This is a genomic window from Amycolatopsis sp. NPDC051903 (assembly GCF_044452505.1).
Classification (GTDB): Bacteria; Actinomycetota; Actinomycetes; order Mycobacteriales; family Pseudonocardiaceae; genus Amycolatopsis.
This window is the reverse complement of record NZ_JBITBT010000021.1, coordinates 156,065-162,427: the sequence shown is the minus strand read 5'-3', so window position 1 is coordinate 162,427 and position 6,363 is coordinate 156,065. Positions and strand designations below refer to the sequence as shown.

Annotated in this window: 6 protein-coding genes; 3 read left to right on the top strand and 3 right to left on the bottom strand. The window is 73.6% G+C overall.

Annotation, left to right across the window (positions count from 1 at the left end; all coding sequences use genetic code 11):
- Positions 1-143 precede the first annotated feature (143 nt).
- Positions 144-1,472 (bottom strand): lactonase family protein, encoded by a 1,329-nt coding sequence (locus ACIA77_RS33550; protein WP_395890053.1) that lies wholly within the window; start codon positions 1,470-1,472, stop codon positions 144-146.
- Between the two features lie 109 nt (positions 1,473-1,581).
- Complete coding sequence (locus ACIA77_RS33545; protein WP_395890052.1) at positions 1,582-1,860, bottom strand: hypothetical protein; 279 nt, start codon at positions 1,858-1,860, stop codon at positions 1,582-1,584.
- Positions 1,861-2,052: 192 nt separating this feature from the next.
- On the opposite strand from ACIA77_RS33545, the gene ACIA77_RS33540 reads away from it, so the two are divergent.
- From ACIA77_RS33540 to ACIA77_RS33530, 3 genes are read left to right on the top strand one after another with little or no spacing between them, the layout of a single operon-like run.
- Positions 2,053-2,658 (top strand): sulfite oxidase-like oxidoreductase, encoded by a 606-nt coding sequence (locus tag ACIA77_RS33540; RefSeq protein ID WP_395890059.1) that lies wholly within the window; start codon positions 2,053-2,055, stop codon positions 2,656-2,658.
- Positions 2,628-3,377, top strand: coding sequence for a ferredoxin reductase (locus tag ACIA77_RS33535; protein WP_395890051.1), 750 nt, complete (start codon positions 2,628-2,630; stop codon positions 3,375-3,377). The genes ACIA77_RS33540 and ACIA77_RS33535 overlap by 31 nt, the downstream gene beginning before the upstream one ends.
- Positions 3,377-3,637, top strand: a complete 261-nt coding sequence (locus ACIA77_RS33530; RefSeq protein WP_395890050.1) for a DUF6510 family protein — start codon at positions 3,377-3,379, stop codon at positions 3,635-3,637. Before ACIA77_RS33535 ends, ACIA77_RS33530 begins: the two co-directional genes overlap by 1 nt.
- Here ACIA77_RS33530 and ACIA77_RS33525 read toward each other — a convergent pair.
- Positions 3,628-6,336 carry an AAA family ATPase gene (locus tag ACIA77_RS33525; RefSeq protein WP_395890049.1) on the bottom strand — a complete coding sequence of 903 codons (2,709 nt, stop codon included), beginning with the start codon at positions 6,334-6,336 and terminating at the stop codon, positions 3,628-3,630. The two genes, ACIA77_RS33530 and ACIA77_RS33525, sit on opposite strands and share 10 nt — an antisense overlap.
- Positions 6,337-6,363: the final 27 nt, after the last annotated feature.

The following is a 6,363-nucleotide window of genomic DNA, read 5'->3' as shown; positions in this document are numbered from 1 at the left end:
CCCCCCCCCCCCCCCCCCCCCCCCCCCCCCCCCCCCCCCGCCCCCCCCCCCCCCCGCCCCCCCCCCCCCCCCCCGCGGCGCCGGGCCCCCCCCCCCCCCCCCCCCCCCCCCCCCCGGGTCCTTCCCCTCCCCGGCCGAAACGGTCAGCTCACGTCGATGCCCGCGGGGCTGCCGAGAGCGCTGAAGTCCGCCGGTGCGTGGTCGCCGTCGGGGGTCTGCGGAAGGCCGCCGAATTCCCCGACCTTCGTGAGCTCACCGTCGGTGCCGATCCGCCAGGCGGCGACCTTGCCCGAACCGGGCAGGACGTCGTAGAGGTTCTTGCCGTCCGGGCTGAGGCCGAGGTCCAGCGGCGTGCTGCCCTGGGTGCTGCCCGGTTTGTCGATGGTGCCGGCGACCTCGTGCAGCAGCGTGAGGCTCCCGTCGCGGTTCACCTTCCAGCTGGAGATGGTGCCGGAGGTGTAGTTGGAGCCGAACGCGTACTCGCCGTTGTTCACGACCCAGCAGGTGTCGATCTGGTGGTCGGCGACGGCCGTGCTGATCGGCGTCAGATGACCGTCGCGGCCGATCCGGTAGCTGCCGGCGGCGCCGGTCGGGTGGCCGTCCTCCACCCCGCCGCCGACGAATTCGGCGAGGTCGACGTTGCCGCGGTTGTCGAAGGAGAAGCCGAACGGGCCGCGGTTGGCGAAGTCGGTGCGGACGAAGTCCTTGCTCGGCCGGCCGGCGAGATCCACCCCGAAGGTCAGCACCCGGCCCGGTCCGGTCGGGTTCGCGCCGGGGATCACGTCGTTGGTGGGACCGTCCTTGATGGACACGAGCAGGTGGTGCCCGTCGGGGCTGAAGGAGATCTGGGTCGGGTCCTTCAGCGCGTCGGGGGCGAAGCGGTCCTGGTTGGCCTGCAGCTGCCGCGTCGAGCCGGGGATCGGGGTGAGCTTGCCGGTGAGCCCGAGCCGGAAACCGGTGATGCTGCCCTGGCCGGCCGCATTGAGCACGTAGACGGTGTTGCCGTGCTGCGTGACGCTGTTCGGGAAGCGCTGCGACGCCGATCCGTCGCCGGTCGGGACCACGTCCACGACCTGCAGCCGGTCGGGCAGGATCCGCAGCACGGACAGGGTGTCGCTGCCGGCGTTGGTCACCAGCAGGAAGCGCCGGTCGGTGGTCACGCGGACCGAGTTGCCCGAGCCGAGGCCGTCGCCGGCGAACCGCTGGCCGGGACCGGAGCCCTCGCCGCCGGTGGCGAACGAGCCGATCAGGGTGAGCGTGCCGTCGGCGCCGCGGTGGTAGTACGCGATCTGGTTGCCCGGCTGGCTCGGGTCACCGCTGTTGTTGTGGTTGGTCCCCACGAACACCGCGCCGGGCACACCCCACGCCGGGGCGGCCGACGCCGTGGCCCCGCTGAACACCGCGGCGAGCGGAACCAGTGCGGCGGCCGCGACTGCGGTGCGCACGATCCGGCGCGACGATGATTTGTTCATTGAATTCCCTCCGGTACCCGCGTCCTCCGAATCGCCGACGCGGCTTGCGATCGACGTTAGGGGCCAAGGGAAATGCCGCGAAAGGCGCGGCGGGGAACCGTAAGATCCCTTACGAAACGGAGAAGTGCAGCCACGCGAGATGCACCACCGTGCATTCGCCGGTGCGGCACAGAATTCCCCCGGCGCTCACCTCGCGCAGAATTCCGGCGCGCACCGCGGCGGCGAGACCGGGAGGGTAGTCGAGCCGGATGCGTTCGCCGGCCGCCTCGACGACAACGTCCAGCCGTCCGTCCTCGGCGGACCGCACCTCGAGCACGCCCGTGAGCACGACCGGACGAGGCGCCGGAATCGCCTGGCTTCCCCGACGGGCGATCAGCACGTCCACCACCTTCGCTCCCTCCACCCCTCGGGTACGCACGATGCCCGGCGCCAAGATCCACTCGCATCGGGGGGAGCCCCGGCCCGCTCCCCCGGTCCGGGTGGTCCCCGTGCCCCGGCTGGGGACTTCCCCGACGCGAAGGAGCCGCCACCCGGCGAAGCATGCCCGCATGAGCTCCAGCGCAAGCCAGAGGTGGTGCCGCTGATGGCGATCTCCCGCGGTTTCCACAGCAAACGCCGCAGCGACGTCGACCCGGCCCGGGTGCCGCCCGGCCAGTACGTGACATCGGGCTTCCCGGTGCTGTCCGCCGGCCCGACGCCGAAGATCACGCTCGCGGACTGGACCTTCACCATCCGCGGCGCGGTCGGCAGTCCCCGGACCTGGACGTGGGACCAGGTGCTCGCGCTGCCCGGCGAAGCGATCACAGTCGACATCCACTGCGTGACCAAGTGGTCGAAGCTCGACACGCGGTGGCACGGGGTTTCGCTCGACACGCTGCTCGCCGGCGTGCACCCGCGGGGCGAACACGCGGTCGCGTTCAGCGAGGGCGGGTACACGACCAACCTGCCTCTGGCCGACCTCACGGGTGGCAAGGCGTGGCTCGTCCACGGCTACGACGGTGCGCCGCTGGCCCCGGAGCACGGCGGGCCGGTGCGCCTGCTGGTCCCCCACCTCTACTTCTGGAAGAGCGCGAAGTGGGTGCAGGGCCTCGAACTGCTCGACGAGGACCGGCCCGGTTTCTGGGAGCACTACGGTTACCACAACTACGGAGACCCATGGCGGGAACAGCGGTACGCGGGCGACTGACCTGGCAGCGGGCCACCGTGGCCGAGCTCGTCGAAGAGTCGCCGACGGCGCGCAGCATCACCCTCGAGCTGTCCTCGTGGGACGGTCATCGCGCGGGCCAGCACGTCGACGTCCGCCTCACCGCGGACGACGGCTACCAGGCCGAGCGCAGCTACTCGATCGCGTCGGCACCCGGCGACGGGCGTGTGGTGCTGACCGTCGAACGCCTCGACGACGGTGAGGTTTCGCCGTACCTCGTCGACGAACTGCGGGCCGGCGACGAGCTGGAGGTGCGCGGCCCGATCGGCGGGTACTTCGTGTGGGAGCCGCAGTTCCGGAGCCCGGCCTTGCTGATCGCCGGCGGTTCGGGGGTGGTGCCGTTCCGGTCGATGCTGCGCGAGCACCACGCGGCGGGCAGCACGGCGCCGATGCGGCTGCTGTACTCGGCCCGCACGCAGGCCGCCCTCCTCTACCGCGCCGAGCTGACCCGACTGGCCGGCAGCGGGGAGATCGACGTGCGCATCACGCTCACGCGCGAGCCGCCCGACGGCTGGCGCGGCTACCGCGGCCGGATCGACCGCGAGTTCCTCGACCGGTTCGGCCGTCCCCCGGCCGAGCGGCCCCTCGTGTACGTCTGCGGGCCCACCGCCTTCGTCGAGGCGACCGCCGACACCCTGGTCGCGCTCGGCCACGAGCCCGGCCGCATCCGCACAGAACGCTTCGGCGGGACGGGAACCTGATGACCACTGTGGACGGCAACGCGATCGCCGGGACCCTGCGCACCACCTTCGGCGCCGAAATGACGGCCGCGAACGGCACGTGCGCGCACTGCGGCGCGAGCGGGCCGCTGGCCGAGCTGCGCGTCTACGCCGAAGCACCCGGCGTCGTCGGCCGGTGCCGGCACTGCGAGAGCATCCTGCTCGTGATCGTCGAACGCCACGGAGTGTCCTGTGTGGACGTATCGGGGTTCGCGACGCTGGAGCAGCCGGCTCACAGGTGAAGCTGCCGGCGCGACGTGACGTTCAGCTTGTCGTAGATCCGCCCGAGGTGCCATTCCACGGTGCGCGGGCTGATGAACAGCCGCGCGCCGATCTCGGCGTTCGACAGGCCGTCGCGTGCCAGCCGCACGATCTGCGATTCCTGCGCCGTGAGGTCGCTGCCCGTCTCGGGCGAGCGGCGGCGAGCGGTGCCACCCGTGGCCCGCAGCTCCCGGGCGGCGCGCTCGGCGAACGCCTCCATGTCCATCGCGGTGAACATCTCGTGGGCCACGCGCAGCTGCTCGCGCGCCTCGACGCGGCGGCGCTGCCGCCGCAGCCACTCGCCGTAGAGCAGGCGCGCCCGGGCGCACTCGCCACGGATGCGCGTGCGCGCGAGCCGTTCGATCGCCTCGCGGTACGCGGCGTCGGCGTCGGCGCCGGTGGCCAGCAGGGCGCGTGAACGCGCCTCGACACCCAGCCCCCAGTCGGTGCCCGCGGCGCGGGTCGTCTCGGTGAGCCGGTCGAACGCTTCGCGCGTCGACGCCGGGTCCCCGCCGCCGCGGACGGCGGCTTCGATCAGCTCGGCGAGCACGAGCCACGGCTCCACGCCCATGACCGGCGGCTGCTGCCGCGCGGCCTCGGCCGCGGCCAGCGCGTCGGCGTAGCGGCCGAGGCTGTTGAACAGCACCGCACGCGCCGAGCCGAGCACGAGCAGGCCGAACCCCTCGCCGCGGCGCAGCGCCTCGGTTTCGGTGGCGCTGATCAGCTCGAGCGCTTCGGTTTCGCGGCCCTGCCACGCAGCGAGCAGCAGTGCGCCGTACGGGGCGGTCGGGATCCTCGTCGCTTCGGTGAACTCGGCGAGCTGATCGCACAACGCCGACGCCGTCGTGAGGTCGCCGGAGTACACGTGCGACCCGATGTGTGACGTGAGGGCCAGCGGCAGCGTGTTCAGCGCGCCTTCGTCCCACGCCAGCTGGACGTGCCGGGCCGTGTCGAGCGTCTGCTCGTCCCACATGTGCCCGGCCATGATGTGCGCGAGCCACAACCAGTGCAGCTCCTTGAGCGACAACGCGGGACCGCGGAAGGCGTCGAGCGCGCGCCGCAGCACCGGCAGCGACGCGGCGTACCCCTCGGTGAACCGCAGTGCGAGACCGTCGAGCAGCAGGTCGGCGGGTCCCGGCGGGTGCCGGGCCGGTGGGGCCGCACGAGCGGCCTCGGCCACCTCGCGCAGGGCGCCGGGGGTGGCCAAGGTGCCCACGAACATGGCCGCGAGCACCGCGTCCAGGTAGGTCTCGCGGGCCGCCTGCACGTCGAGGGCTTCAAGCTGCCGCGCGGCGGCGAACAAGAGCGGGAACGCTTCGCGGCCCCGGTTGACCGTCAGCGAGATCTGCCCGCGCAACCGGTCGGCCCGGGCGTGGGCGAGCTTGCCCATCGGACCCGCCTCAGCGACCGACACGAGCCGCAACGCGTCTTCCGGCACGCCGGCCACGTGGGTGACCTGGGCCGCGTTGAGCGCGCGCTCGGTTCGGACGTGCGGGTCCGGCGTGAGTTCCACCGCGCGCTCCAGCATCGCGGCAGCGGCGGCCAGGCCGCCTCGGGACTGCGAACGGCAGGCCGAGCGCTCGAGTTCGGCCGCGACGTCCTCGTCCGGCCGCTCGGCCGCCCGCGCCGCGTGCCAGGCGCGGCGATCGGCGTCCCCGTCCGGCGAGATGACCTGCGCCAGCGCCCGGTGCGCGCTTCGGCGCTGCGCCGGGGTCGCGGCCTGGTAGACCGCCGAGCGCACGAGGGGGTGGCGGAAGCGCACGCGCGCGCCGATGTCGATCAGCCCGGCCGCGACGGCCGGCGCCAGCGCGTCGGCGGCGATCTCCAGTTCCGCGGCGGCGCGCCACAGCGGCACGGGATCACCCAGTGGTTCGACGGCGGCGACGAGCAGCAGCGTGGTCGTGTCGGCGTCCAGGTGCGCGAGCCGTTCCCGGTAGCGCTGCTCGATCCGGCCGGGGATCGTCGTCGCCCCGGCCAGGGCGAAGCCTTCGGCCAGCTCCGTGGGGCTCAGGCCCTTCGGGAGTTCCACCAGCGCCAGCGGGTTGCCCCGGGTCTCCGCGACGATCCGGTCGCGGACCTCGTCGTCCAGCGGCAGCCTCAGCACCGAGTCGAGCAGCTCGCGCGCCGCCGAGTCCGGCAGCCCGCCGACCACGAGCTGCGGGACACCGGCCGGCTCCGCGGTGCCGGCCGGCTCGCGCACGGCGAACACCAGCCCGACCGACTCGGCGACCAGCCGCCGCGCCACGAACGCGAGCGTCTGCGCCGAAGCCGTGTCGAGCCACTGCGCATCGTCGACGACGCAGACGAGCGGGCGTTCCGTCGCGGCCTCGGCCAGCAGGCCCAGCACCGCGAGCCCGACCAGGAACCGGTCCGGCCGCTCGCCGGCCCGCAACCCGAACGCGGTCTGCAGCGCTTCCCGCTGCGGCGCGGGCAACGCCTCGGCCCAGCCGAGCATCGGCGCGCACAGCTGGTGCAGCCCGGCGAACGCGAGCTCCATTTCGGACTGGACGCCCGCGGCGCGGACCACGCGCGCACCGGCCGCCTGGCCCACCAGGTAGTCGAGCAGGACGGTTTTTCCGGCGCCGGGTTCCCCGCGCAGGACCAGGGCCTGGCTCTTGCCCGCCCGGACGGCGTCCACGAGCCGGTCCAGGGTCACGCGCTCCGCGCGCCGGTCCAGCACCCGTTCTCCCGTCCGTCCTCCGGCCCG

Coding starts and splice junctions, on each gene's coding strand:
- ACIA77_RS33550 (WP_395890053.1), bottom strand. CDS start 1,472: ATGAACAAATCATCGTCGCGCCGGATCGTGCGCACCGCAGTCGCGGCC.
- ACIA77_RS33535 (WP_395890051.1), top strand. CDS start 2,628: ATGGCGGGAACAGCGGTACGCGGGCGACTGACCTGGCAGCGGGCCACC.
- ACIA77_RS33530 (WP_395890050.1), top strand. CDS start 3,377: ATGACCACTGTGGACGGCAACGCGATCGCCGGGACCCTGCGCACCACC.